Source organism: Tardiphaga sp. 619_E2_N8_4, assembly GCF_051810905.1.
In the GTDB taxonomy this organism is placed as follows: domain Bacteria; phylum Pseudomonadota; class Alphaproteobacteria; order Rhizobiales; family Xanthobacteraceae; genus Tardiphaga; species Tardiphaga robiniae.
This window is the reverse complement of the sequence record NZ_JBPWQJ010000001.1, coordinates 5,781,357-5,806,249: the sequence shown is the minus strand read 5'-3', so window position 1 is coordinate 5,806,249 and position 24,893 is coordinate 5,781,357. Positions and strand designations below refer to the sequence as shown.

Annotated in this window: 21 protein-coding genes; 10 read left to right on the top strand and 11 right to left on the bottom strand. The window is 60.7% G+C overall.

Features of this window, described 5'->3' with window-relative positions; all coding sequences use genetic code 11:
• Nucleotides 1-27 precede the first annotated feature (27 nt).
• The gene (locus AB8A23_RS27600) at nucleotides 28-1,191 is read left to right on the top strand and encodes an endo-1,4-beta-xylanase (protein ID WP_439057516.1); all 1,164 of its coding nucleotides are present in this window, start codon (nucleotides 28-30) and stop codon (nucleotides 1,189-1,191) included.
• Nucleotides 1,192-1,204: 13 nt separating this feature from the next.
• Here the strand turns inward: AB8A23_RS27600 and AB8A23_RS27595 are convergent, their stop codons facing one another.
• The 9 genes from AB8A23_RS27595 to AB8A23_RS27555 form a co-directional block, all read right to left on the bottom strand.
• Complete coding sequence (locus AB8A23_RS27595) at nucleotides 1,205-2,644, bottom strand: oligosaccharide flippase family protein (RefSeq protein WP_439057517.1); 1,440 nt, start codon at nucleotides 2,642-2,644, stop codon at nucleotides 1,205-1,207.
• A 2-nt stretch (nucleotides 2,645-2,646) separates the two neighbouring features.
• Complete coding sequence (locus tag AB8A23_RS27590; RefSeq protein WP_309946984.1) at nucleotides 2,647-3,627, bottom strand: acyltransferase family protein; 981 nt, start codon at nucleotides 3,625-3,627, stop codon at nucleotides 2,647-2,649.
• Between the two features lie 76 nt (nucleotides 3,628-3,703).
• Nucleotides 3,704-4,810 (bottom strand): acyltransferase family protein, encoded by a 1,107-nt coding sequence (locus tag AB8A23_RS27585; RefSeq protein WP_439057518.1) that lies wholly within the window; start codon nucleotides 4,808-4,810, stop codon nucleotides 3,704-3,706.
• A 68-nt stretch (nucleotides 4,811-4,878) separates the two neighbouring features.
• Nucleotides 4,879-5,961 (bottom strand): glycosyltransferase family 4 protein, encoded by a 1,083-nt coding sequence (locus AB8A23_RS27580; protein WP_439057519.1) that lies wholly within the window; start codon nucleotides 5,959-5,961, stop codon nucleotides 4,879-4,881.
• On the bottom strand, nucleotides 5,958-7,379 hold the full coding sequence (locus AB8A23_RS27575) for a VpsF family polysaccharide biosynthesis protein (RefSeq protein WP_439057520.1): 1,422 nt from the start codon (nucleotides 7,377-7,379) through the stop codon (nucleotides 5,958-5,960). The genes AB8A23_RS27580 and AB8A23_RS27575 overlap by 4 nt, the downstream gene beginning before the upstream one ends.
• The gene (locus tag AB8A23_RS27570; RefSeq protein WP_231077790.1) at nucleotides 7,376-9,688 is read right to left on the bottom strand and encodes a GumC family protein; all 2,313 of its coding nucleotides are present in this window, start codon (nucleotides 9,686-9,688) and stop codon (nucleotides 7,376-7,378) included. The genes AB8A23_RS27575 and AB8A23_RS27570 overlap by 4 nt, the downstream gene beginning before the upstream one ends.
• Complete coding sequence (locus AB8A23_RS27565; RefSeq protein WP_089268061.1) at nucleotides 9,669-11,093, bottom strand: outer membrane beta-barrel protein; 1,425 nt, start codon at nucleotides 11,091-11,093, stop codon at nucleotides 9,669-9,671. The genes AB8A23_RS27570 and AB8A23_RS27565 overlap by 20 nt, the downstream gene beginning before the upstream one ends.
• Nucleotides 11,094-11,402: 309 nt before the next feature.
• The gene (locus AB8A23_RS27560; RefSeq protein ID WP_439057521.1) at nucleotides 11,403-11,984 is read right to left on the bottom strand and encodes a polysaccharide biosynthesis/export family protein; all 582 of its coding nucleotides are present in this window, start codon (nucleotides 11,982-11,984) and stop codon (nucleotides 11,403-11,405) included.
• 149 nt (nucleotides 11,985-12,133) lie between these two features.
• Nucleotides 12,134-12,862: a metallophosphoesterase gene (locus AB8A23_RS27555; RefSeq protein ID WP_089268102.1), complete on the bottom strand. Its 729-nt coding sequence runs from the start codon at nucleotides 12,860-12,862 to the stop codon at nucleotides 12,134-12,136.
• Nucleotides 12,863-13,680: 818 nt separating this feature from the next.
• On the opposite strand from AB8A23_RS27555, the gene AB8A23_RS27550 reads away from it, so the two are divergent.
• The 3 genes from AB8A23_RS27550 (at nucleotide 13,681) to AB8A23_RS27540 (ending at nucleotide 16,757) form a co-directional block, all read left to right on the top strand.
• Nucleotides 13,681-14,448, top strand: a complete 768-nt coding sequence (locus AB8A23_RS27550) for a sugar transferase (protein WP_439057522.1) — start codon at nucleotides 13,681-13,683, stop codon at nucleotides 14,446-14,448.
• Between the two features lie 126 nt (nucleotides 14,449-14,574).
• Nucleotides 14,575-15,366 carry an FkbM family methyltransferase gene (locus AB8A23_RS27545; protein WP_092149417.1) on the top strand — a complete coding sequence of 264 codons (792 nt, stop codon included), beginning with the start codon at nucleotides 14,575-14,577 and terminating at the stop codon, nucleotides 15,364-15,366.
• Nucleotides 15,367-15,437: 71 nt separating this feature from the next.
• Nucleotides 15,438-16,757, top strand: coding sequence for a UDP-glucose dehydrogenase family protein (locus AB8A23_RS27540; protein WP_089268057.1), 1,320 nt, complete (start codon nucleotides 15,438-15,440; stop codon nucleotides 16,755-16,757).
• Between the two features lie 39 nt (nucleotides 16,758-16,796).
• On the opposite strand, the gene AB8A23_RS27535 is transcribed toward AB8A23_RS27540, so the two are convergent.
• Entirely contained in the window at nucleotides 16,797-17,051 is a 255-nt protein-coding gene (locus AB8A23_RS27535) for a hypothetical protein (protein WP_139285856.1), read from the bottom strand.
• 456 nt (nucleotides 17,052-17,507) lie between these two features.
• On the opposite strand from AB8A23_RS27535, the gene AB8A23_RS27530 reads away from it, so the two are divergent.
• The 5 genes from AB8A23_RS27530 to AB8A23_RS27510 all read left to right on the top strand — a co-directional run bounded on the left by AB8A23_RS27530 (nucleotide 17,508) and on the right by AB8A23_RS27510 (nucleotide 22,432).
• Entirely contained in the window at nucleotides 17,508-17,768 is a 261-nt protein-coding gene (locus AB8A23_RS27530) for a hypothetical protein (RefSeq protein WP_141137206.1), read from the top strand.
• A gap of 307 nt (nucleotides 17,769-18,075) precedes the next feature.
• Entirely contained in the window at nucleotides 18,076-18,315 is a 240-nt protein-coding gene (locus AB8A23_RS27525) for a DUF6719 family protein (protein ID WP_093759180.1), read from the top strand.
• Between the two features lie 349 nt (nucleotides 18,316-18,664).
• Nucleotides 18,665-19,663: a phosphotransferase gene (locus tag AB8A23_RS27520; protein WP_439057523.1), complete on the top strand. Its 999-nt coding sequence runs from the start codon at nucleotides 18,665-18,667 to the stop codon at nucleotides 19,661-19,663.
• Between the two features lie 41 nt (nucleotides 19,664-19,704).
• Nucleotides 19,705-21,048, top strand: a complete 1,344-nt coding sequence (locus AB8A23_RS27515) for an aspartate aminotransferase family protein (protein ID WP_439057524.1) — start codon at nucleotides 19,705-19,707, stop codon at nucleotides 21,046-21,048.
• A 1-nt stretch (nucleotide 21,049) separates the two neighbouring features.
• Nucleotides 21,050-22,432: a M20 family metallopeptidase gene (locus tag AB8A23_RS27510; RefSeq protein WP_439057525.1), complete on the top strand. Its 1,383-nt coding sequence runs from the start codon at nucleotides 21,050-21,052 to the stop codon at nucleotides 22,430-22,432.
• 153 nt (nucleotides 22,433-22,585) lie between these two features.
• Here the strand turns inward: AB8A23_RS27510 and AB8A23_RS27505 are convergent, their stop codons facing one another.
• Nucleotides 22,586-23,443 carry a VOC family protein gene (locus tag AB8A23_RS27505; protein ID WP_439057526.1) on the bottom strand — a complete coding sequence of 286 codons (858 nt, stop codon included), beginning with the start codon at nucleotides 23,441-23,443 and terminating at the stop codon, nucleotides 22,586-22,588.
• A gap of 123 nt (nucleotides 23,444-23,566) precedes the next feature.
• Between AB8A23_RS27505 and AB8A23_RS27500 the strand changes: the two genes are divergently transcribed.
• Nucleotides 23,567-24,871: an NAD(P)/FAD-dependent oxidoreductase gene (locus tag AB8A23_RS27500; protein ID WP_439057527.1), complete on the top strand. Its 1,305-nt coding sequence runs from the start codon at nucleotides 23,567-23,569 to the stop codon at nucleotides 24,869-24,871.
• Nucleotides 24,872-24,893: the final 22 nt, after the last annotated feature.

The window sequence follows — 24,893 nt, the reverse complement described above, 5'->3', positions numbered from 1 at the left end:
ATCAAAACGAACTATTGCGACGCAACGATGGCGATGCTGTCGCGCAATATGGAAAAGATAGCAGTCACGATTTTGAATCGATGGAGAGTGGATATGTTCGAATGTTCAAGGAGAAAGTCGCTCGCAGTCATCGCCGGTGCGACAGTCGCTATGCAACAACATGCACTCGGCGCGACTCAAATGCAGAGCCTTGGTACAATTGCGGCAAAAAATGGTTTGATGTTTGGCGCGGCTGCGGGGCCGGTGATCGACAAGGATGTCGGATATCGTGAGCTTTACACAACACAGACGAAAATTATAACGACGGACATCGCTCTGAAAATGGGCACGCTTGCGCCGATGGCGGGTCCGAAGCGATTCGAGAGCGCCGATCGATTGCTACAATTTTGTGCGAGCAATCGCATTCCCATGCGCGGTCATTGTCTGATCTGGAACGAATGGGTTCCGCAGTGGATCAAGTCCATGAGCAATACCGAGCGGCAGGCCTTCTTTGATAGTTATATCGATGAAGTCGCAGGACGTTATGCCGGCCAATTGCAGTCATGGGACGTCGTGAATGAGCCGTTCTGGCCCGGTCACAAGGCACCCGGCGGCTATCGCCTTGGCCCGTGGTACGATGCCTTTGGCACTGATTATATCAGGCGCGCCTTCGCGCGGGCCGGTGCTGTGGATAAGAAGACTAAACTTGTGCTCAATGAGGCACAGGCGGAACGCGATGACGATGTCGGTCTCGCGGTACGCACCGGACTGTTGCGTCTGGTCGATGAATTGCAGCATGCCGGCGTCCGGCTTGATGTCGTCGGCCTGCAGGGCCACTTGCAGCCGCGCTATCCGCATGATCCCCAGCGGTTTCTGGAATTCGTCCACGCGCTCGCCGAACGCAAGGTCGACATCTACATCACCGAATTCGATGTCCGTGACGACACGTTCCCCGATGACGTGGCCACGCGCGACAAGATGATCGCGGAGACCGGCGGGAAATTCCTCGAAACGGTGCTGCAGGTTCCGGCGGTCAAGGCCGTGATCGCATGGCAGCTGTCCGATCACTATTCATTCTATACGGACGCCGTGAGAAAGAAGAATCCTCTCGCAGAGCGACTGCCACGGCCGCTGCCGTTTGATGAGAACATGCAGAAAAAGCCGCTGTGGTACGCAATGGCCCGTGCGCTGGAGACCGCCAAACGGTCGTGACGATTTCACGACATTAGAGCTCCGAGAGTTGCGGCTGCCGGCGCAGCATCCGAAGCAACGTCGGCCCGTAAAGGATGGCAAGGACCAACACGTAGATCGCCGCGCCTGCGGCGACATGTGCTGCCAGTAAGACATGGTTGGGCGCTTCGGGCAGTTGCGTCAGCAGTGCCGCCATGGCCCCGGTTGCGAGGACGATGCGGGCGAGATGCGCCCAGGGCAGGGTCAGGCCGAATTTCGAAAAACCGATGATGAAACTGACCAGCGCTGCGGCAATGGCGGACAGCACTGTCGCGCCGGCCGCGCCAACGAGTCCCCAATAGTGGATACAGATGAAGCTCGCCACGATCGTCACCAGCGCGTCGATGCTGGAGACCACGATCATCAGCTGTGTCTTGCTGTGTAGGAGAAACACCTGATCGCCGAAATGGGCACGGATGTTGCGGATCGAACCGGCCAGGGCCGAGAGAGGCAGAATTGCCAGCGTCACCTGTTGAAACGGCGTGGCGATCAGCAGGTGCACGATCTCGGCCCGTAGCAGGAAGATGCCCGCAATGCTTGGCGCCAGAATGCCGATGAGCAGTGCACTGTTGTCGGCAAGCTGGCGCATCGCAGCCTTGCTGCCGCCTTGCTCCATGCTCTTGACCGCCAGCGGGAACGCCGCAGCCGTCACCAGCATCGCGGCCACTGCCGCGGCGCGCTGGCCCAGACCATAACCAACGGCAAAGAGACCGGCGGCGGCGACGCCGAGCATGTCGTTGACGATGAAGCGCGACGCATTGAGGCCGACCCAGCCCAGCGCGCCGCCGATAATCAGCGGAATGCCGTAGCTCACCGCATGGCGAATGATCTCGCGATCGATCGGCCACAGGCGGCGGCTGTAGCCGATATGGGGCAGGACGACCAAAGCGGCAAAGAGCTGCGCGGCGGCATAGCCCAGCAGCGGCCATTCCGGCGATGGGCCGATCAGCTTGATGAGTATCAGGCCAAGAATGAAGCCGATCGACGGCCCGACGATCTGCTGGATCGAATAGACGCCGATCTGGTGCCGGACCCGGGCGCGTTCAGCGATATAGAGATTGAGAGAGCGGCTGATGACATAAGCGATTGTGGCGCCGAGCAGCGCCGGGTTGGTGTCAGTCGCGATGACCGTATAGAGCACGCCGATCACGGCGGTGCTCTGCAGCACCAGCGAAACAAGAATGACGACATTCTCGGTGCGATAGAAGCGTTCGGCCTGTTCGCCGTCCTGATAGCGGCCGAAGAAGCGCAGCGCATATTGCGACCACCAGGCCAGGAACGCGATCTGTAGCAGCTCATGCGTTGCGGTGATCAGCGTGATCACACCCAGCGTATGCTCGTTGACCACATGGGTCCACACGATCATCGCGATCAGCTGGAACATTGGCCCGACGATCTGGGCCGGAAGATAAAGGATAGTGCGCCTCAGCAGCATGGTCAGGCTCCGAGCCAGCGGGCTGCGCGCGGCGGCGCCCATCGTTGCACAGCGAGCAACGCGACAAGGCTCAAGGCGACGGTGATCGCATACATCAGAAATGTCCCCGCAACCGGGCCGAACTGGCGCAGTCCGCCATGATCGCGCAAGGCCATGACAATGAAAATATGCCAGAGATAGATGAAGTAGCTGCCGGACCCGAGCATGGCCAGGACCGGCGTGCGGATGCCGAGTGCGAGCAACAGCACGCAGAGCGCCGCGGCATAGCCGAAGAACGCCATCGAATCATAATCCGCAGCGTCGCCGATCTTGAGCAGTCTCGCTGCCGCATAGATCACATAGGCCAGCAGTGCCGCCGCAGTCAGCGTCAGGCGCATGTGCGGAAGGGCCGGCCGCGCCGTCGACCCAGCGACCAGCATCCCCAGCGCCACGAAGCTGAACCAGAACGGGATATCGCGCATGCGCACTTCTTCGATCAGCCCATCGGATAGTCCGCGCTGGATCAGCAGGGGATCGAGATAGCTGCCGATGATCAGGCCGAAGACAAGGGCGAGCATCAGGACGACGCGCAGTCGCTCACTGGCTTGGGTCGGATCACGATGGGCAAACCACAGGGTCAGCCAGAGCATGAGCGTACAGCCGAGATAGACGAAGACATAATAATACACGAACACGTAAGCGAGCACGAAACGGGCAGCCGTTGTCGTTGGGCGGTGATCCATCGCCGGATTCTGCAGCGCCATGTAGAGATAAGCCGCAGCGAAAGCGATTGCATAGGGGATCAATGCGGCCATGACGCGCTTGCCGAGTGGAACGCGGCCCGACAGGGCGGTCAGATAGCCGGATGCGAACAGGAAGATCGGCACACAGGGGCGCAGCGCCGCATCGAGCATGGTCTGCCACGATGCATCGAGCGGTTGCTGCAGCGAATGGATGCCGATCACCATCAGAATGGCGAGGCCGCGCATGCTGTCGATCGCCACATCCCGGCTGGCCGTCCTCGTTTGAGTCAGCGGCCGCGTTGTCCCGGACATTGTCTGCGTTGCATCCACCATCAGGTCACGTCTGCCTTGGCACCGTCGCCGCGGCAATTCGCGTGCTGAAATGGCGATCATAAGCCTCATTGAGAGCGCGCCGCATGGGCGTCTCGAAATAGCGCAGGGACAGAATACTGACGGCGGCAAGAACGGCGATGGCCAGCGGCACTAGGGCGAGCTTGCCGCCGGGAATAACGGGGGCAAGGAAGCGTGCCGCCAGCGTGAGGACGACGGTCGCGACTGGAATATGCAGCATGTAGGAGGAATAGGTCAGCGACGACCAGCGCTCAAAGCCAAGGCGCGAGAACAGGGTGGTCTGGCGGGAAAGATCGTGATGGATGGCGAGGACGGCGATGAGATAGATCACCGCCAGCGCCACCATGATCGGAAGCTGCGCGCCGAAGATCAGGAACAGGACGAGGGCCGCGGTCAGCAGGCCCGGTATCGCCGGAAGGCGCGCAATCCGGTCGCGAAACAGCCAGCAGGCAATGCCGAGATTGAAGGCAGGCAAAGCGCGGAAGGCGCCGCCCTTGTTGATCCAGTCCGGCCAGGGCTCGGTGCCCATGGCAACGGCATAGATGCTGTTGGCCAGCAGCGGCAGCACGACGAGGGCCACAATCACCGTCCTGCTCCGCGCGATCGTCAGCACCATCAGCGGAAACAGCACATAGCAGAAGAACTCTGCCGACAGCGACCAGCTCGGAAAATTGAAGGTCAAGCGGTCGCCATCGATGGCGTGCAGCAGCAGGAACTGCGCCGGCAGGTCCGAGAACGGATAACGTGCCGGGTTGTCGGTCTTGGCGATGCCGGCATGAAGCGCCAGTGCGATCACGATATAGAAAGCCAGCGTTGCCAGATGCAGGGGATAGATCCGCGCGAGGCGCCGCCACAGGAAGCGGCCGACCGCGGCGGGTGAGCCAACTTTCGCCAGATACTGGCTGGCAATGACGAAGCCGGAGATGACGAAGAACAGATCGACGAACAGATTGAAGTGCCAGGTGTGGTCCACCATGAAGCGACCAATTGGCAGTTCCTTGATGTAATCTGAATAGTGCAGGATCACGACGGCGCTGGCCGCAACGATGCGCAGCCCGTCCAGATGTCGTGTGCTGGTGTCGATATCCTGCAAGAAGCAATATCCCCTGTTGAACGGACCGAGCGTGGCCCCGATCCGGCATGGACGCCGGCGCCGCGGTCCTAATGCGCGACGTTGGGCTTCGCCGCCGAACGACGGCCGGCCAGCTGCCCGCCGGCGAGTTCGGCGATCAGGTCGATGACGATGTCGTGGTCGCTTGCTGCCAGCGCGTTCCAGCGCGCGAGGTTTTCGGTCGCTGTCGCAACATACTGCCTGCGCCACTGAGAAGCCGCGATAGCCCCGCCGATCTGCGACGCTGCGGTGCCGTGGTCCGATGGATTGATGAAGATGCCGGATGTGCCCAGAACTTCGTGGAAGACGGGGGCATTCGGCGCCACGATCGGCAGGCCGGCATATTGGGCTTCGAGCAGTGGAAGGCCGAGGCCTTCGTCATGCGAGGTACACAGGAAAATATCGGCCTCATTGAGAATGCGCGTCACGTTCTCGGACGACTGGTAGCCATGCAAGGTCACGCACGACATGCGTTCCAGCGTCTTCCAGTCATCGCCCCAGCCCTTGCGGCCGACGATGTCGAGGGTGGCGCCGGGAAAACCGTGCTGGCGCAATTCACGTACGATATTGGCCGCGGCGATGAAGTTCTTGCGTGGCTCTACGGTGCCGAGGGCCACGACGCGCAGCGGCGACGTCTCGGGCTCGCGCTCGGCGCGCTCGGCGGATTCCAGCTTGAACACGTTGCGCACCGGCGGGCGATACAGCGTAATCTTAGCGTCCGGGCGACAATGCTCGGCCAGCTTGCGCTGGGTGTCGCGCGAATTGGTCAGGAAGCGCGGATAGTTCTTCAGCGCGATCTTGAAAGGCGTCGCCATATAGAGTCGCGCACGTGCATTGAGATCGGCCTGTCGCGTCAGCAGGAAGTCGTCGTGCATATAGGGCAACACGCGCGATGAAAACGGTCGTAGCAGCGGGCTTGGCGGAAAGCCGGGGCACAGCAGGAACGACGAGGGAGACGCCAGGCGCATCGGCAGACCGAAAGTCTGCGTCGCCACCATCTGGCCGGTGCCGCGCGAGGTAATGGGCACGACATCGAGCGGCGCCAAAGCCTGTTCCGAGAACAGCTCCAGTGTGATCCGTTCGAGCCCGGTCACATGGCGTCCGAGATGGGTGTGATCGACATAGATGGTCATGCAAACTCCTGATCCCGGGGGACGGCGCGGACATGCGGAGCCGCCGTCGGCGGCCGCTGATGGACATGGCGGGGTGGCGCCACGGCCGGCGCGCGTTCGCGCGGCAACAGCAGCGCGATGAGTAGAACGAGCTGCGCCAGCTGGATATTCTTAGACGAGAAGCTCACCGAGCTTGCCGCAATCATCAGGATCAGCAGCAAGATGGCGAAGGCTGCGCGGTCCGACCGGCGCAGCAATTCGATGAAGAAGCAGGTCAGGCCGAGCGTGATCAGGATGGTGTGGATCAGGCCGAATTGCACGATGCAGGACACCCAGAAATTCTCGATGCCATAATTCAAACCGAGCTGCGACTGCAGCGCGTTCACGCGAACCGGATTGGGTCCGAGGATCAGTTCGCTCCACTGGAAATGATTGAGCATGTCGAAGGTCGCAAAGCGAGCCAGGGCGCTGCCTTTATCCGATGAGAAGCGCAGCAGCATCTTGTCGAAGATGCCGAGATAGAGCGCAGCAAACACGACGCCTGCCGCCGCAAAAAGAAAGCAGATCGCGCCGACAGCGAACAGCAGCGGCACGCGCTTGCCGCGGATCAGCCGGATCGTCTCAAGCAGACCGAGGCAAGCCAGCACGAACAATACCGTCATCAGCGCGGTACGGCCGCCGAAGGCCATTAGCGAGCCCAGACTGAAGGCGATCAATGGCACGCGGATCATGATCGGCGGGCAGATGGCCGGCCGCAGCACCAGCGCCATGATATAGGCGCCGACAATGCCCGAGGCTGTCAGCGGATGGCCGAGGAGCGCAGCCGAGCGCCATTCACCGACCACCAGCACGCTGCCGAGTGTCAGCGGAATGATGCGATGGCCGGAAAAATATTCGTAATAGCCAATCAGGATGTTGAGCAGCAACGTCGCATGGATGGCCCAGACCAACGGCCGTCGTTGCGCCGGCGTCAGCCGCCAGATCAGCAGGCACAGCAGCACCGGCAGCAGGAACGTGTCGATGATGACCGTGAACGGGCGTTCCAGCACGAACATCTGGATCAACAGGACGAACCAGCAGAACAGATGCACCAGCAAAAGCTTGGCGTCCGTGAAGGCACGGTTGATCTCGCCGATCGGGTCACCGTCGCGCATCAGCAGCAAGAGCGTCGCGATGAATGTCGCATAGGTGCCGGGGTGCAATTTCTCGAGAAAATTGCCGCCGGGTGTCAGGTAGTGAATCTTGAGATTGGTCAGAACGCCGCCGGACAGCGTGAAGATCGCGACGATGGCGCCCAGCAGCACGCTGACGATCATCAAATTGATGAGCTGAGCCGTATTGACGATCTGGCGTCGTTGCGGAACGCGTGCACGCGAGCCCGCCGCGGCGACGGCGCCGTTGCGATGCAGCCTGAGCGGCGCGGTCCGGGCCAATGTCAACGCGCAGCTCCCGCACTGGCGGCGGCGACACCATAGGGCTTCAGATAGGCCGAGCTGCGGTAATAGTCGTAGAAGCGGATCTTGCTGAGATCGACCTGGGTCAGCACGGTACCGAGAATGCGATCATGCACCGGAGCCAGCAGCTCCATCGTGTGGGCGACGACTTCGCGCGGCGTCTGATTCCAGGCCATGGCCAGCAGGATTCGGTCGGCGAGTTCGGCCAGCGCGCGGCCGTCGACCAGCGGAATCAGCGGCGGCGAGTCGATGATGATCAGTTCATAATGTGACTTCAAGCGGTCGAGGATTTCGACGATCTGCTCGGAGAACATCAACTCGGTGATGGCATCGACGTCCTTGATAGCGGGGGAGGGTAGAATCGAGAGGCCGGTGCTGCGATCGAGCAGGATGGCGCGCTCCAGCGACACTTCGCCGGTCGCCACCTGCAGCAGGCCGGCATCGGCATTGGGGCTGACGGCGCGGGTCAGGCCGGGATTGCGCAGATCGCCGTCGATCAGCAGCGTCTTGATGCCCAGCGTGGCGAAGGACAAAGCGAGATTGCCGGCGAAGGTTGTCTTGCCTTCACTTTCGAGGCCCGATGTCACCAGCACGACCTTGACCGTGTCGATCTTGCGCGCACGCTGAATCGCCAGACGCACGGCACGAATCGCTTCGGCGAAGAATGTGCCGGGCTCCTCGATGGCATAGCGCATCAGTGGTGGCTGCAATGCAGCCGGCAGCAGCCGCATGGTGCGCGGATCGTAACTGCCGAGTTCGGTGCGGCCGCGTTTGGCACGCCCGGCGAGTTCGCGACTGCTGATCGATGGCAGCGCTGCCAGCGCGGGAACGCCCGAAATCTCTTCTGCCTGTTCCAGCGTCTTGATCCGTCCGTCGAGATAGTCGGTCAGGAATGCCAGCACCGTGCCGCCGCCGAGGCCGAGCAGGATGGCAAAGCCGAGAATAAGCATCGTCTTCGGCGCGGAAGGCTTGAGCGGGATGCTGGCAAAGCTGACGATGCGGGAGTCCGGCATCTCCAGGCTTTCCTGCGCCGTCGTCTCCTTCGAGCGCGCCAGATATGACTCATAGAGCGTGCGGTTGGCCTCGGCCTCGCGCTGCAGCTCATGCAGCCGGACCACGGCCTGACCGGACGTGCTGGAGACGCCCTGCAGCTTGTCGAAACTGTCCTGCAGCGACGCCTCGCGCGATTTCGCAACGTCATAATCATGCGCCGTGCCCTGCACGATGCGCCCGATTTCCTCGTTGATCAGCCGCTGCGTGTCCTTGAGCTGCGCCCGCACATTGGCGACCTGCGGATGCCGCGGACCATATTTGCTGGTCAGGTCGGCTTCGTTCTTGGCGATATCGGCATATTGCGCGCGCAGCTTGGTCACCATCTCCGAGGAGACGGCGGCATTGAGCCCGCCGGCATCGCCGCCGGTTTTCGCCAATTGTTGCACCTGATCGAATTTGGCACGCGCCTCGGCGGTCTGCACCCGGGCAGCAATCAGCTTGCTGTTGAGATCGGTGATCTGCTGGTCGTTGACCGTCACGCCCTGCGAGACCGCGAGGTTATTGGCGGAACGATAGTCCGCGACGGCCTGTTCGGAGGTGACGACGCGGTTCTTCAGCGCATCGATCTGGCCGCCGAGCCATTTGGCTGCGATGCGCGTCGCGTCGAATTTGGCGCGGACCTGTTCCTCGAAATAGGCGTCAGCCACCGCATTGGCGATGGTCGCGGCTTTCTGCGGCGATTCCGAGCTGACGGCGATATCGACCAGGAATGTCGTGCCTTGTCGTGTCACCTTCATGCGGCGCTGGAGCAGATATATAGAGTATGCACGCGCGGCGTCTTCGGGGCTCACGCCATCGACCGGACTGCTGCTGCGAAACAGATTGCGGATCGGATCGAGCAGGCCGGGCTTTGGCATGAACTCGAGATCCTGCGTCAGCTTCAACTTGTCGACCACGCGCTGCAGGATCGTGAGCGACTGGATCAGCAGCGTCTGGCTCTCGATGGTCGCATCGTCCGTGCCGAAATTGGTCAGCACCGATTGATTGGTTTCGACCACATTGGCGCGCCGGGGATCGACCAGTACGGTGGAGTTCGCAGTATAGAGTGTGGTCGCCGTCGCCACATAAGCGAGGGCGATGCCGCCGAGCACGGCGGCGGGCAGCACGACCGCGCGCCAGCGCCGGCGCAGGATGCGCGCCATTTCCCGGAGATCGACGGTTGGCGCCTGCCAACCGGCAACGGCGGTCGGAACCGGTTCCGGTGCCGCCGGATAAGGCTGGTCAAAATTGCGCTGTAACATTGAGCCCTACCTGATGTTTGTCATAACTGAAGGTGGGTATATCGCTGTCGCGCGATGTGTAGCGGTGATAGGCCGAGATCGCGCTGAAGCGGTTCATCAAATACTTCACGCTGGCATTGGTTGTGGTCACGCGGTCCTTGCGGGCCTGGCCGAAGAAGCGATCGATCTCATAGGCGCCCGCCAGCGACAGGATGACGTTGCGACGCAGCTCGTAGTCGACGCCGACCTGCACGGCATTGGCCAGCACGCCGGTCGAGCTGGTATCGGATGTCTGCGTGACCAGTTGTTCGGCCTTGACGTGGATGTCCATCAATCGCGTCGGGCTCCATGTGAGCTTGGCGCGATAGGACGGTCCGTCGACGGTGCCGATCAGAGGATTGTCGAAGCGCTGCTCGACATAGCCGCCGCCAAATTCGCCGCGGAGCAGATTGCCGAAACCGACGGTCAAGCCGGACAAAGCGCGATAGCCGGTGGAGTCCAACGTCTGGCCGGGCACGCCGCGGATGTTGCGCTGGTTGCCTTCGACGCCGCCGAACCAGCCGAGCACGGGCGAGAACGCATAATCGACACGGCCGTGAAGCGCATAGATCTGGCCGTCGCGGCTGCTCTGGTCGATCAGACTGCCATCCTGCGCGCGCGCCGTGCCGTAATCGTACGAGTCGACGCGTGCGCCGATCGATGTCGCCAGCCGGTTGAATTCCTTGCGGACGGTCAGGTCGCCGGACATCAGATTATAAGGCGTCGGTGTCACGGCATTGGAAGGCGAGCTCAGCGAACCCACACCCTCATTGAGATGCGCGATCTGGAAACTGCCCAGCACGACCATGTCGTTGGCGATATCGATCCAGCCGGCGCCCTTCAGGCTCACATCGGTCTGGTCGAGGCTCGAATTTTCATTATAGGCCGTGGTTCGTGAATTGAGCTTGATGTCGATGCCGTGTCGCTCCCACAGCGTGTGCGCACGCAGGCTGGGTTCGATCACCGCTGCGACGTCGCCGCGCTTCTGGGTGTTCGAGGCAAACACATTGCTGTCATAGAGCGCGCCCGTCATCAGCGACGGGTTGAACATCCAGGATCCCTGGCGGATGCCGACGGGTTCATAACCAGGTTGCTGTCTCTTTTTTACTGGCATGTCCTCTGGCGCTATTGCTTCGCGGTTATCCCGGTCGACCAGATCGGGCAGCGCGGACGGTTCGAAAATCCGTTGCGCATTCCAGGGCGGCGCGAGCTCGTCGCTGGTTGCCGGGATCGCCTGAGCGTTGGCGGGTGATGCAATACCAAGCAGAATCGCCGTGACCGGCCATGGCGCGATACGGAGAGCGCGGCGCGTGACGGGAATCGGCCGCAGCCCCTCCGGTCCTTCGCCGATCGCATCCGATCCTGCTGATACAAACGTACATTTCATCACTCATCCCTTGCGAAGGACATGCATTCCTCCGCTATCGAATTGTCGTCGAGACTTGATTGCCGCTTAGAAATTCATCCCGGCGCTTACAAACTCAGCAAGCCCGTGATGAATGTCGCGCCCCCACTAGCGCACTCAACACTCGTCTGATGAAACGCCCTTCTCTTTGCTGCCCACAATGCGAAGTACGAAGTAAAGTTCGTCGCACTGCACAAGAATACGCACCGCAAAAAGTCGAGACTATGGCGACGCGCGACATGAAGGCGCGCATCGGTCACTACACATCAGACAAAATCAAAAATGATGAGTTCAGAAGTATCGTTCTGGGACACGCACATTGTCGCCGGGAAATACCAGGACTGGCGAATCGAGCGCATAGATCTCTTCGACCGTTGAGCCCGATCGCCGCAAATACACTTTGTTCTCATTGGCACGGTAGGTGAACCCGCCGGCGGTCGCGACGGCGTCCATCACGGTCAGGCCCATGCGATAAGGGTATTCGCCACTCTTCTTCACTTCGCCGAGGATATAGAAGGGTCGATACAGCGCGATTTCCACGTTCACGCGTGGGTCTCGCACGATTCCCTTGGCCAACGCGGAGGAGATGCCCTTCTCTAATTGCCGTGTGGTCAGTCCAGCGGCCTTCACGTGGCCCGCAAGGGGAATCGATACAAATCCGTTGCTGTCGACTTCATATTCACCGGTGATATCAGCTTCGCCATAGACCTTCAGACGAATCCTGTCAGTTGGTCCAAGAAGATAGGTGCCTGACGGCGAAGCCGCAGAAACCCGCTGGTCCTGTGCGAGCGAGATCGACGGAGCGACGCCAGCAAGGAAAAATGAAAGCACCGGTACTATCAAAATGCCGGCGCATCGGTTCGTTCGCAACATGGTAGACCCCCAACACAACATCAATGTGATCATCTGCATCAATTCGATGACAATTGATGCAGACGACAATTGCGCGAGAGTGTCCGGCAAAAAACGGCGAAAGAATGTGGCGTACTCAGAGAGTGCGCAGATTGCGTACTAATGTCTTCTTAGAGAACCAGAATCTCTGTGCCTTCGATGGCAATGCACGTGAGGATGCCGCTGCGCCACGCACCTGTGTCAATATTCACACGGTTATCTCTAATATCTGCATGGGGAACCGGTGTGTGTCCGTGCACCACATAGACGCCATGATCGCGCTTGGAATCCAAAAACTCGTCCCTGATCCACATCAGATCATGTGGATCTTGAGATGACAGCGGTACATTGGGACGAATGCCCGCGTGAACGAACAAAAAGTCGCCGCATCTGATATTGTTCCGCAGGCAACGCAAGAAAGCGTCGTGCGCCGGAGGGAATGCGGCGCGAAAGGCGTTCTGTACATCGCGCGCCGTTGCCGTGCGCGATGGAGAAACGCCATAGGACGCGAGAGTCTGAAGTCCGCCCAGTTGGCGCCAGTGCTCAAGCACGCTGGCATCCTCCAGGAAGTCTTCCATGATGGCTTCGTGATTGCCGCGTAGGCAGATTGCATGGTTGTGCACCATGCGGACTGCCAGCAAATCGATCACACCTTTCGAATCCGCGCCACGATCGATGTAATCGCCGATATAGACTTCCGCCGCATAGGTGATCGGGCGACGTCGGATGTCCTCATCGATGCGCGCGATGGTTTCCTGCAGCAGGTCGGCGCGTCCGTGAATATCACCGATGGCATAGATGCGCGTATCGGGCGGCAGTGCCGCCTTGTTCGAATCTGACCTGGAGAGGGAGCGCGGCATTTCGCGCAAGCTACGATCAGGGAACCGTCGCGGTCAAATTCAATCGGCCGCGCAACGCATTGGGACTCATAAAGCTTTGGGGATAGCGAAGAGCTCAGAAGAAAATGATGCGAACGGCGACGATCACAGCGACCCAGACGGCCGCATTGATAAGAAGAAGTCTGTTTCGCAGTTTGCGGCCAGATGCGTTACGCACATCGTTGGCAGAACTATCCACAGGGTTGGAGATAGTGGCCTTATCCACGGCAATCGCGCGCGGGGGAAATGAAATGTCCCCTGTAGTCATCTGAGGTGTTCGTCGAGCGACCATGGCGATGCCGAAATATCTGGCGGAGTGAGCAGTCTCAGTGCGCAACATAATGGGCGCGCTTTAGTATCGAGTGAAAAATCAAGCTCGAATCGATTGCCGCTTGGTGGCGATTTGTTAATTGCGAAGATCATGCACCCGATCTCGCAGCGACGCGATGCAATTCATCGATCTGCGTCGTGTAATTATTTTGCATGGCTGCTGTGAGCGTGATGCAGCGCAATAGACGTACAAAACGATCTAAGCGCTTCCGTGCACAACGAATTTTGCGCGCCGCACAATTATATCAATATTGCGACTGCGTAATGTTACACGCCAATACCGTTTTGCCGCCCTAATTCGTTCGCACAGTTAAGAAATCTTCAGGGATGAAGGTTCTTGCTGATCGACGAAGATGGTTTCGCAATTGCGAATGTTCGTCGAAGGGAAGGGTTCTGAATTCGCATGCCTGCCACATAGGCATGTTTCTGTTCGATTATCGCGCACCAAAGTTCCAGCAGGGAGCGAGAGCATGGCCTCTACAGTTTCAGTTGGTTTTGATCGCAACAAGGTGACGCCGCTCTGGAAGGAGCGGCAGTTCATTTCAGTGCGGCCGGTCGAGTTTGCCGGCCACGGGTCCTATCGCAACAGCGCCTATCGCAGCCGCCGGACGAACCAGGTTGCCCGGTGCGAGCCGTCGGAGTCGATTGCCAAGCGATTGTTCGACATTGCGGCCGCAGGCTCGGCCCTGCTGTTTCTCGCGCCGCTGCTGATCACGATCGCAATCATCATCAAGGCGACCTCGCCGGGGCCGGTGTTCTTCACCCAGTATCGTTACGGCTACCGCAACCGCTTCTTTAAGATCTACAAGTTCCGCTCGATGCGCACCGATGCAGGCGACAAGCGCGGCATTCAGCAGACGGTCGAAGGCGACGCTCGGGTGACGCGGATCGGCAAGCTGCTGCGCAAGACCAGCCTCGACGAAATTCCGCAGCTGATCAACGTGCTCAAGGGCGATATGTCTCTGGTTGGGCCGCGGCCCCATGTACCGGGCATGCTGGCGGCCAACGTGCTCTATGAAGATCTCGTGCCGTATTACTTTACGCGTCATAGCGCACGGCCCGGTATCACCGGTCTGGCCCAGGTGAGCGGCTGCCGCGGCAGCACTGTCGAGGCGCCCCGGGCGATCTCGCGCATCGATTACGACCTCGAATATATCGAGAAATGGTCGATGCATATGGACATCATGATCATCGTGCAGACGGTCCGGCGCGAATTCCTCTCCGGTAATGCCTTCTGATGCCCACGCCCGATTGAGCGGCGGCATCGATCACACCACACATTGCAGACATTGCGCTGGCGGACCTCCGTCCGGCGCCCAGAATTGTTTTGCCTTGAAACCAGCCTCGAACGAAGGGTGACAGCCATGACGGCGACGCAACGGACCAAGCAGCTTCTGAAAGACGCTTTCCCGTCGATGTATCTGCGCTGGCGCTTCATGAAGCGTCCCAAATCGGCGGAGCGTGAACTGGCCTATCTCGATAAGATCGTGCCGCAGGGTGCTGTCACGGTGGATGTCGGCGCCAATTGCGGTCTCTACACCCAGCAACTGGCGCGGCTGTCCGGTCAGGTCCATGCATTCGAGCCGTCGCATGAGATGGCCGATCTGCTCCGGCGCACCTCCGCGTCCAATGTCCGCATCCATGAAGTGGCCCTCTCGGATCATGAAGGCGATGCCGAGCTTTACACACCGCAAGGCGAGGATGGCCTTGTTTACGGGCGGGCATCGCTCGAACAACAATATGAGCCGTCGGTGAAGCAACTGATCACGACGCATGTTCCATTGGCGCGTCTCGATGGTGTCGTGCGCGAGGACGTGTCCTTCGTGAAGGTGGACGTCGAGGGGCACGAGTTGAGCGTCTTGCATGGCGCCGTCGGTCTGATCGACCGGTGCCAGCCAGTCTTCCTTGTCGAGGCAGAGGATCGCCACCGTGCCGAGGCGACGCGCTCGGTGTTCGACTTCTTTCGCGACAAATCCTATCGCGGCTTTTTCCTCCAGGACGACGAGGTGATCTCCATCGATCATTTCAACGCCGGGGAAATGCAGGACGCCGATGCGCTGCTGCCCAATGGTGGCCGTAAACCCGGGCAAGCTTACGTCAACAACTTCTTTTTCTTTCCGCAGCATCTCGACGGCGAGTTGATCCTCAACAGCTGAGGCGCATGCGGAATTCTCGGGGGATGTCCGGGTCGTTCTGACCGCGGACTGTTTATAAGACAGGACATGCAATGCGAATTGCCATGATTGGCGCTGGCTATGTGGGGCTCGTGTCGGGGGCGTGCTTTTCGGACTTCGGCCATCACGTCACCTGCGTCGATACGGATCAGGGAAAGATCGATGCGCTGAACAACGGTGAGATTCCGATCCATGAGCCTGGTCTCGATGCGCTAGTCGCGAGCAATGCCAAGCAGGGACGGCTGAAATTCGTCACCGATGTCACATCTGCTGTCGGTGCGGCCGAGGTGGTGTTCATCGCCGTCGGTACGCCATCGCGGCGTGGTGACGGCCATGCAGATCTGTCTTATGTTTATGCGGCGGCGCGCGAGATCGCGAAGGCCATCAAAAAGTTCACCGTGGTGGTCAACAAGTCGACGGTGCCGGTCGGTTCCGGCGACGAGGTCGAGCGCATCATTCGCGAAGAGAACCCGGATGCCGAATTCGCGGTAGTCTCGAATCCGGAATTTCTGCGCGAAGGCGCGGCTATCAGAGACTTCAAACATCCCGACCGTATCGTGATCGGTTCCAGCGATCAGCGCGCCAAGGATGTCATGGCGGAAGTCTACCGGCCGCTGCACCTCAACTCGTCGCCGATCATGTATACGGATCGCCGCACGGCCGAACTGACCAAATACGCCGCCAACTCGTTCCTAGCGACCAAGGTGGCCTTCATCAACGAGATCGCCGATCTCGCCGAGAAGGTCGGTGCCAATGTGCAGGAAGTCGCGCGGGGCATCGGCCTCGACAACCGGATCGGCCTGAAGTTCCTGCACGCCGGACCGGGCTATGGCGGCTCGTGTTTTCCGAAGGACACGCTGGCACTGATCAAGACGGGCCAGGATTACGAAGCGCCGCTGCGCATCGTCGAGACCGTGGTTGCCGTCAACGACCAGCGCAAGCGCGCGATGGCGCGCAAGGTGGCGCATGCCTTCGGCGGCAATCTGCGCGGCAAGTCCATCGCCATACTCGGCGTGACCTTCAAGCCCAACACCGATGACATGCGCGATGCGCCGTCGATTCCGTTGATCACGGCGCTGCAGGATATGGGCGCCGAGGTGCGGGTCTATGATCCCGTTGGCATGGAGCAGGCGAAGAAGGTGTTCGAAAACGTCACCTTTTGCGAGGGGCCCTATGAATGCGCCCGCGGGTGTCACGCCATGGTCATCGTCACCGAATGGGAGCAGTTCCGCGCGCTCGATCTGAAGGAGATGGCGGCGATCATGGCCTGTCCGGTGATCATCGATCTCCGCAACATCTATTCGCCGGATGAAGTGACGCGGAACGGATTTCTCTATAGCGGCGTCGGGCGGCCGCAAGCAGTGGCTTACTAGCTCGCGCATCTGCGCAGATAAGGGGAGGCGCGCAGTGTCTTACTGCGTCGCTTCCTCCGTCGTGCCGGGCGCAGTCGCATGTTCGCTTCGCGGCGTCGTGGAGGCGTCGTTATAGCTTTCAGTCTGATAGATCGATTCCAGGTCGCTGCCGCCGAGATACCAGCTTCCAAGGAAATATGTGGCGCCGATGATGGCTGCGGCCATCACGAGGCCGCGGCCGACGGAGAAGACGATATCGGCCTTCGTGACTTTATGCGGAGCGATCTTGTCCATGAAGGCGTCCCTATGGGGCATGCCGCTATCCTGCAACGGCGTGGTCCAGTTGGTGCTCAGGAATTCGAGCGCAAGCAACAGCGCAATCAATCCCGGACAGTGTAGCGTTATCGACCTGACATGTCTGCTGGAAATGCCGAGATCGTCGCGTAGCAGAGAACCCATTGAATAAGCGAATAATGCGGCGCTCAGATCGCAGAATCACAATCACTTTCGGCATCCGCCCCATCCGCGAACATCGCTAATGCGGCTCATTTGTTCAACCGTCACAATTGCAACAATTCAACCCCGAATGTCGAAATACCGAACACAGGCGCGTGAGCACGAGCTTTCTCCCGTGGAACCTGAGGATGACGACAGAGTGACGATGCGTTGCTGGAGTACCGAGGTTATGATCGCACTATGAGACAAACTACATTTATACTGGCACTTGCCGCCGTGATCGCGTCCCCGATCTATGCGAACGAAATCGATCAGATGGCGAACAATCTGGAAACAAGCTGTTCGAACCACTTTCGCAAGCGGCCGAACAAACCTTCGAGCGATTCCAAAAAGTTCTGCAGCTGTTTTGCCGGAACCTTCACATCGACCATCTCGCTGCGGGAACTCGATGCCGCAAATGGGGTGGTAACATCGGAAATTCAGGAACAATTCGAGCGCGCTGCGGAGTTCTGCGGCCGCGATGTTGCGCCGTCCGTCGCGCAAGCGGGCAGGGCATGGATCATGGAATCCAACTGACCGACGAATCCCGGCGATCATTGTCGGCTGTTACCCTGACTCACTGTCGCCTCATTTGACCGCAAGTCTTTGCTCGTCGGCAAAGTGGGACACATCTTGCGCCGGCATTTGGGGACTGCTCATTGACTGACTCTCGTTTCAAGGCGCAAGTGGCGTCTCGCATGCCTATGCTCCGATTCAAGGAGTCGAAGCTCAGGCAGAAGGTCGGTTCCGCCGTCGAGGCGGTTTCGATTGCATGCGCCCATATTCTTGCTATCGCGGCCCTGGTAATCATCGGCGGTCTTGTCATCTATGTGAGATAATCGTCGTGCGTACTATTCTACTTGGACTGTTCCTGACGGCCGTCGCCCAGCCGTGTTTCGCGCAAAAATTTCTCTCCTTCGAACCTTTGATGATGGATCCGTATGCGACCGTGTTCGTCGACAACGGTTCGTGTTCGGCGGGCAAGGTGCTGAAGGTGCAAGGTGCGCCGAACAACCAGCGTCGTAAGAAAAGCTGTGTGCCGATCAGCGACGTTCGCGGCGCCGGCGCCGTCAGAGGCAAATAGCCAAGACCAGAGCAACGGCGCTTACGCCGTCGCCTGCTGTATCGTCGGTCGGCCCACGCTATAGGCGTTGACGGCGCCCGGCGGATCGATGCCGCGCATATGCGATGGATGTGGCTTCCGTGGCATCCATGCCCAAATGGGCAGCAAAGGCAGAAAATACGGGCTTAATTCGTCGAAAATGCCCGCATCCGCGCGGACGCGCTGACAAGCGGGAACAGCGTTGCTATGGTCGCGCGTACCGGTCGCGACGTGCCGGGTTCCGAATCGAGATGGATCAGTTCAGGTGACAGTTGAGTCTTCCGCGCGTCCGGGTGCAATGCAGGGCGGACTCGCGGCATGGTATATAAATATGACGGATGATGAGGCCGTCGATCTCGCCCGCGAGCGTTTTGGCATCGAAGGCCGTCCCACGCGCTTTGCCACCGAGAAGGACGACACCTTCCGAATCGCGCCGACAAGCGGGCCGCGCTTTATCCTGAAGGTTGCGAACCCCGTCGAGGACATTCCCGAGATTGATCTGCAGGTGCAGGTGCTCGATCACGTCGCGGCGCGTGCGCCCGATCTGCCGGTGCCGCGCGTCATTCCCAACGACAAGGGCGAGCGGCATTTCAACTATCTCGACCGCGCCGGCCAGAACCGCCAGGTGCGGATGATGTCCTATCTCGAAGGTCAGCCTTTGAGCGAGGTGCCGTCCACGGCCTCAGGTCGTGCAGAAATCGGCAAATTGCTGGCGCGGCTCCGCCTCGCACTGGCGGATTTCAGCCATCCGTCGGATTCCCGGGTCGTTGCATGGGACGTGAAGAATCTGCTGACGCTGCGCGATCTGCTGGCGGAAATCACCGATGCCGCACAGCGCCGCAAGGTCGAGGCTGCACTGGAGCGCTTCGCCGCCATCGAAACCCGGCTCAAACAGTGCCGCATGCAGGTGCTGCACAATGATTTCACCCGCTCCAACATTGTCGTCGATGCGTCGCTGCCGGGTTTCGTGAGCGGCATCATCGATTTCGGCGATACGGTCCGTACCGCGATCGCCATCGATGCGTCGACGGCGATGCTCAATCAGTTGCCCGTCGCGATGAAGGGCGATGTCTTTGCCGATGGCCGCGATCTGCTCAAGGGCTATCTCTCGATAGCCGATCTGACCGCGGAAGAACTCAGCCTCATTCCGCATCTGATCTTCTCGCGTCTGGCGACGCGGCTGCTGCTGTCCACGGCCATGGCCAACCGGGTGCCGTCCGTCGCCGCCTATGTCCTGCGCAACAATGAGCAGACCTGGGTGCAGATGGACTGGTTCATCGCTCGCTCGATGGACGAGATCTCCGATCAGTTGATGGACTTCGCCAGATAATCTCCGCCACATCCGACCCTGCTTCCAAAGGAAACAAGAACATGACCGCAGTCACCAGCGCCCCGCGCGGCAAGATGGTCAACGGCTTCGACCCCGCCACGGCAACCGGCCTCACCGAAGAGAGCCGCAAGCTCGTCACGCGCCGCACTGAGTTACTCGGCCCGGCCTACCGGCTGTTCTACAGCAACCCCGTCGAGGTCGCGCGCGCCAAAGGCGTGCTGCTCTATGATTCAGAGGGCAACGAATATCTCGACGCCTATAATAATGTGGTGTCGGTCGGCCACTGCCACCCGCGCGTGGTTGATGCCATCACTAAGCAGGCGCAGACCATCTGCACCCATACGCGCTACATCCAGAAGGGCATTCTCGATTACGCCGAGGACCTGCTCGGCACGTTCGACGGGCCGAAGCGCCATGTGATGTTCACCTGCACCGGCTCGGAAGCCAACGATCTCGCCATCCGCATGGCCAAGCATCACACCGGCAATCAGGGCATCATCATCACCGAGGAGGCCTATCACGGCAATTCGGAGCTGACCGCGGGCTTCTCGCCGTCGCTCGGGCCGTATTCGCCACTCGGCACCTATGTGCGCCGCGTGCCCGCGCCGGATTCCTATCGCATCGCGCCGGAGAAGATCGGTGCATGGATGGCGGAAAAAGTTTCCGAGCAAATCGTCGACCTGCAGCGTCGCGGCGTCGGTGTTGCCGCCTTCATCGCGGATTCGATGTTCTCGTCCGATGGCATCTTCTCGCATCCCACCGACGTGCTGAAGCCGGTGATCGATGTCGTGCACAAGGCTGGCGGCGTGTTCATCGCCGATGAAGTGCAGTCCGGCTTCGGCCGTAGCGGCGAGAAACTGTGGGGCTATCAGCGCCACGGCATCACGCCTGATATCATCACCATGGGCAAGCCGATGGGCAATGGCTACCCCGTCGCTGCCGCCGTGATGCTGCCGGAGATCGTCGAGAAATTCGGCCGCGACAACCGCTACTTCAACACGTTCGGCGGCAATACGGTGGCGATGGCGGCCGCACAGGCCGTGCTGAACGTCATTCGCGACGAGAAGCTGGTCGAGAATTCGCTCCGCGTCGGCAATATCCTGCGCGACGGCTTCCATGCGCTGGCGAAGAAATATGAGCAGATCGGCGATGTTCGTGGTTCGGGGCTTTATGTCGGCGTTGAACTCGTGAAGGATCGCAGTACCAAGGAGCCGGATGCCGCCGCGGCATCTGCCGTAGTCAATGGCCTGCGTGCACGCCGCGTATTGATTTCGGCGACTGGTCCCCATGCCAATGTTCTGAAGGTGCGCCCGCCGCTGGTCTTCACGGAAGCCAATGCCGACCGGCTGCTGACCGAGGCCGAAGCCGTGATGGCGTCGCTCTGAGATGACACGAATTGATGCCATTGCGCGGGTCAACGCGCAATTCACGTCAGGTGACTTCCTCGCCACGCTCGATCGCATGGTGGGCTACAAGACCGAGAGCCAGAGCGACAAGCGCGCCGACGATCTGCGCGCCTATCTCGAGCAGGAACTGACGCCGACCTTCACGGCGCTCGGCTTCACCACGCAGATCATCCCGTCGCCATCGGGACGCGGACCCCATCTGCTCGCGACCTATCACGAGAGCGACGATCTTCCGACCGTGCTGATGTATGGCCATGGTGATGTGGTCCCCGGCATGGAAGGCGAATGGCGCGACGGGCTCGATCCGTGGCGCTGCACGACGGTGGGAGAACGCGTCTATGGCCGCGGCACCGCCGATAATAAAGGCCAGCATGCAATCAACATCGCGGCCCTCCGGGCTGTGCATGAAGCGCGCGGTGGCAAGCTCGGCTTCAATGCTAAGTTCATTATCGAGATGGGTGAGGAGATCGGCTCACCCGATCTGCCCAAGGTCTGCGAAGCCCATCGCGATGCGCTGAAGGCCGATCTGTTTCTCGCCTCCGACGGCCCACGGTTGTCGGCGGAGCGTCCGACGATCTTCCTCGGCTGCCGCGGCGGCCGCCGCATTCACCTCGATATCGAACTGCGTGACGGCGCGCATCATTCCGGCAACTGGGGCGGGCTGCTCGCCAATCCCGCGACGATCCTCGCTTCGGCGATAGCGACGCTGGTCGACAGCAACGGCCGCATCCTGCTCGACGCATTGAAGCCGCCGCGCATTTCCAACCAGGTCCGTGCGGCTCTGGCGGATGTGATCGTCGCGCCGACCGCCGATGAACCTGCGCTCTCCGAGAATTGGGGTGAGGACGGACTATCGCCGGCGGAGCGGCTCTATGCCTGGAATACGCTGGAAGTGCTGGCGATCAATGCGGGCAATATCAACAATCCCGCCAATGCCATTCCCGGCAAGGCCGGCGCGGTGCTGCAGCTGCGCTTCGTGGTTGGCACCGATATCGAGAATGTCGTGCCGGCGATTCAGAAGCATCTCGCTGAAAACGGCTTCGCTGATATCAAAGTGAGCCAGTCGCAATATTTTTCGGCCTCGCGCACCGATATCGACAATCCATGGGTGGGCTGGGCCGTCGAATCCGTTCGCAAGACCACGGGTAGCGCGCCGGCGCTGTTGCCGAATTTCGGCGGCTCGCTGCCGAACGACGTATTCACGGATATTCTCGGTCTGCCCACCGTGTGGGTGCCGCATTCCTATCCCGGCTGCTCGCAGCACGCGCCCGATGAGCACATTCTCCTGCCGGTGACGGAACAGGCGCTGAACATCATGGCGGGTTTGTTCTGGGATTTGGGTGAGGCGCCGGTGCGGGCCTAATCGTTGCGATAGTAACGATGAGCAATGGCGCTCGTGCTTTACGCTGTCATGGCCGGGCTTGACCCGGCCATCCATCTTTCGCACCGGTCATCTTCAAAAAGATGGATCCCCGGGTCAAGCCCGGGGATGACGAGGAGGGGGCAGTGCGCCCTCTCAATCCTTCACAAACGCCAGCAGCACGCCATTGCCCTTGCTCGGCGGCACGACGACGCCGACATCGCTGCGGCTTCCGGCCGAACCAACGGCCTTCTCCGCCGCTGCAATATCAGCCACGCCGAACACCAGCGAAATGCCGCCGCGCTCCGGAATGCCGGCCAGCGATGTGCCTGGGAAGTGTTTCGCAAGCACGTCCTTGGTGACGAACACGAAGTCGGCGCGGTCGCCGCCTGACGGCACGGTCACGGCGCCATCGGCTTCCGTCTTTGCAGCGCCGTCGATCAGCTTCGCCATATGCTGCGCGTCCTTCTCCGGCTCCGGCGTGACGATGAACACCTTCTTCAGGCGCTTGGCCGTGTTGGCATGCACCTGCAGCTCGGGAATCCAGACCGTCTCGCGGGTCTTGTGCTGGCAGGCGAAGATGCGGAGGCCACCGGGCGCTTCTTCATAGGGCCACTGATAGGTGGCAAATTTCGCCGCGCTCAGGCTGCCGTCCGGCATCGTCACCGGGCGTTCGAAATCGGTCGGGCCGATCGGCGTGTAACCGCGCGCGCGGATTTCCTCGGCGCCGACAGCGGCGTCGGTGGTGGTGAAGGCGATGCGCTCGATGCCGTCGCCGCGCTTGGCGAGAAACGCCCGCGTCGGCGCGTTGTGCTCGGTCTCGTTAAGCACGCCCAGCAGCTCCACATAGTCCGGGCCGAGCATCATGGTGTAATTGCCGGAGCCCATCTTGGCGCTGTGGGTGCCGCGCGGCGACACTGTAAAGCCGAGGCTCTTCCAGTTCGCAGCAGCAGCGTCGAGGTCCTTGACGACGACCACGGCGTGGTCGATTCCAACGATGTTTTTCAGCGTCACGTGCTCATTACCTTGCAATGGATCAGGGCCGTAAACTATGCAGAATGCAGGGGTGCCGCAAGAGAACGGTTATGTTCGGTTGCGCGGCGCAATGCCCGATTGATGCTGCAGAAAGGCGTGACGATGGATACCGCAAACGTGCCCTGGCCGAAGTCGCTCTGGGCCGGCGTCACGCCTCCCGGTCCTGATTTGCCGGAATTGAGAGGCCCGGTCGAAGCCGATGTGGTCGTCATCGGCGGTGGCTTCACGGGGCTCTCGACGGCGCTGCATCTGCGCGAAGCCGGTATCGATGTTGCGGTTGTCGAGGCGATGGAGCCCGGATGGGGCGCCTCGGGGCGCAATAACGGTCAGGTGATTCCGACACTGTCGCGGCCCGATCCCGAAGACATCATCAAGCGCTACGGCGCCGCCGGCGAGCGCCTCGTCGGGCTGATCCGCGACAGCGCCTCGATCCTGTTCGACCTCACGCGCCGTTATCAGATCCAGGCCGAGGCCGAACAGAACGGCTGGATCCAGCCGGTGCATTCGCCCGGCCGCATCAAGATCGCCGAGCGCCGCGTGCGGCAGTGGTCGAAGCACGGCGCGCCGGTGGAGCTGCTGTCACGCGAGCAGATGCGCGGGCTGCTCGGCTCCGATGCGTGGTTCGGCGGCTTCTGGAACAAGACCGGCGGCCATATCAATCCGCTGGCGCTGGCGCGCGGTCTTGCGCGTGTGGTGCTGGAGCAGGGCGGCCGCATCTATGCGCGCTCGCCGGTGGAGAGTTACGAGCGCAAGGGCGATCGCTGGATTGTCAGGACGAAGAATGGCCAAGTCAGCGCGCGTAGCCTGATCGTCGCCACCAATGCCTATACCGGGGAATTCTCCAAGCAGCTCTCTCCGGGCATCGCGAGTGAGGTGATGCCGGTGCTGTCCTGGCAGATGGCGACGCAGCCGCTGTCGGACGAGGCGCGCAAGACCATCATCCCCGGTCGGCAGTCGATGTCCGACACGCATGGTGAGCTCTATTTCGCGCGCTACGACGCGCGCAATCGCCTCGTCACCGGCGGCAATGTCGTTGGGCTCGGCGACAAGACGGAGCGGCTGAAAGTTATGGTCGCGGAACGTCTGAAGCGGCTGTGGCCACAGATAGGCGATGTCCAGTTCGACTATGTCTGGAACGGCTATGTCGGCATGACCACGGACTTCCTGCCGCGCATGCATAGACTCGGGCCGAATGCCTATGGCTGGACCGGCTGCAACGGCCGCGGCGTCGCACTGTCGGTGGCGCTCGGCGATGAATTCTCGAAGGTGGTGCGCGGTGTGCCGGAGAGCGAACTGGCGCTGCCATTCTCCGAGCCGGTGCCGATTGCGGCGCATGGGCTCATGCGTCTGCTCGCGCCCTTCATGCTGCTGGTCTATCGCCGCAGGGACGCGAAGGAGATGGCTTAGCGTACGCCACACACTCAGCCCT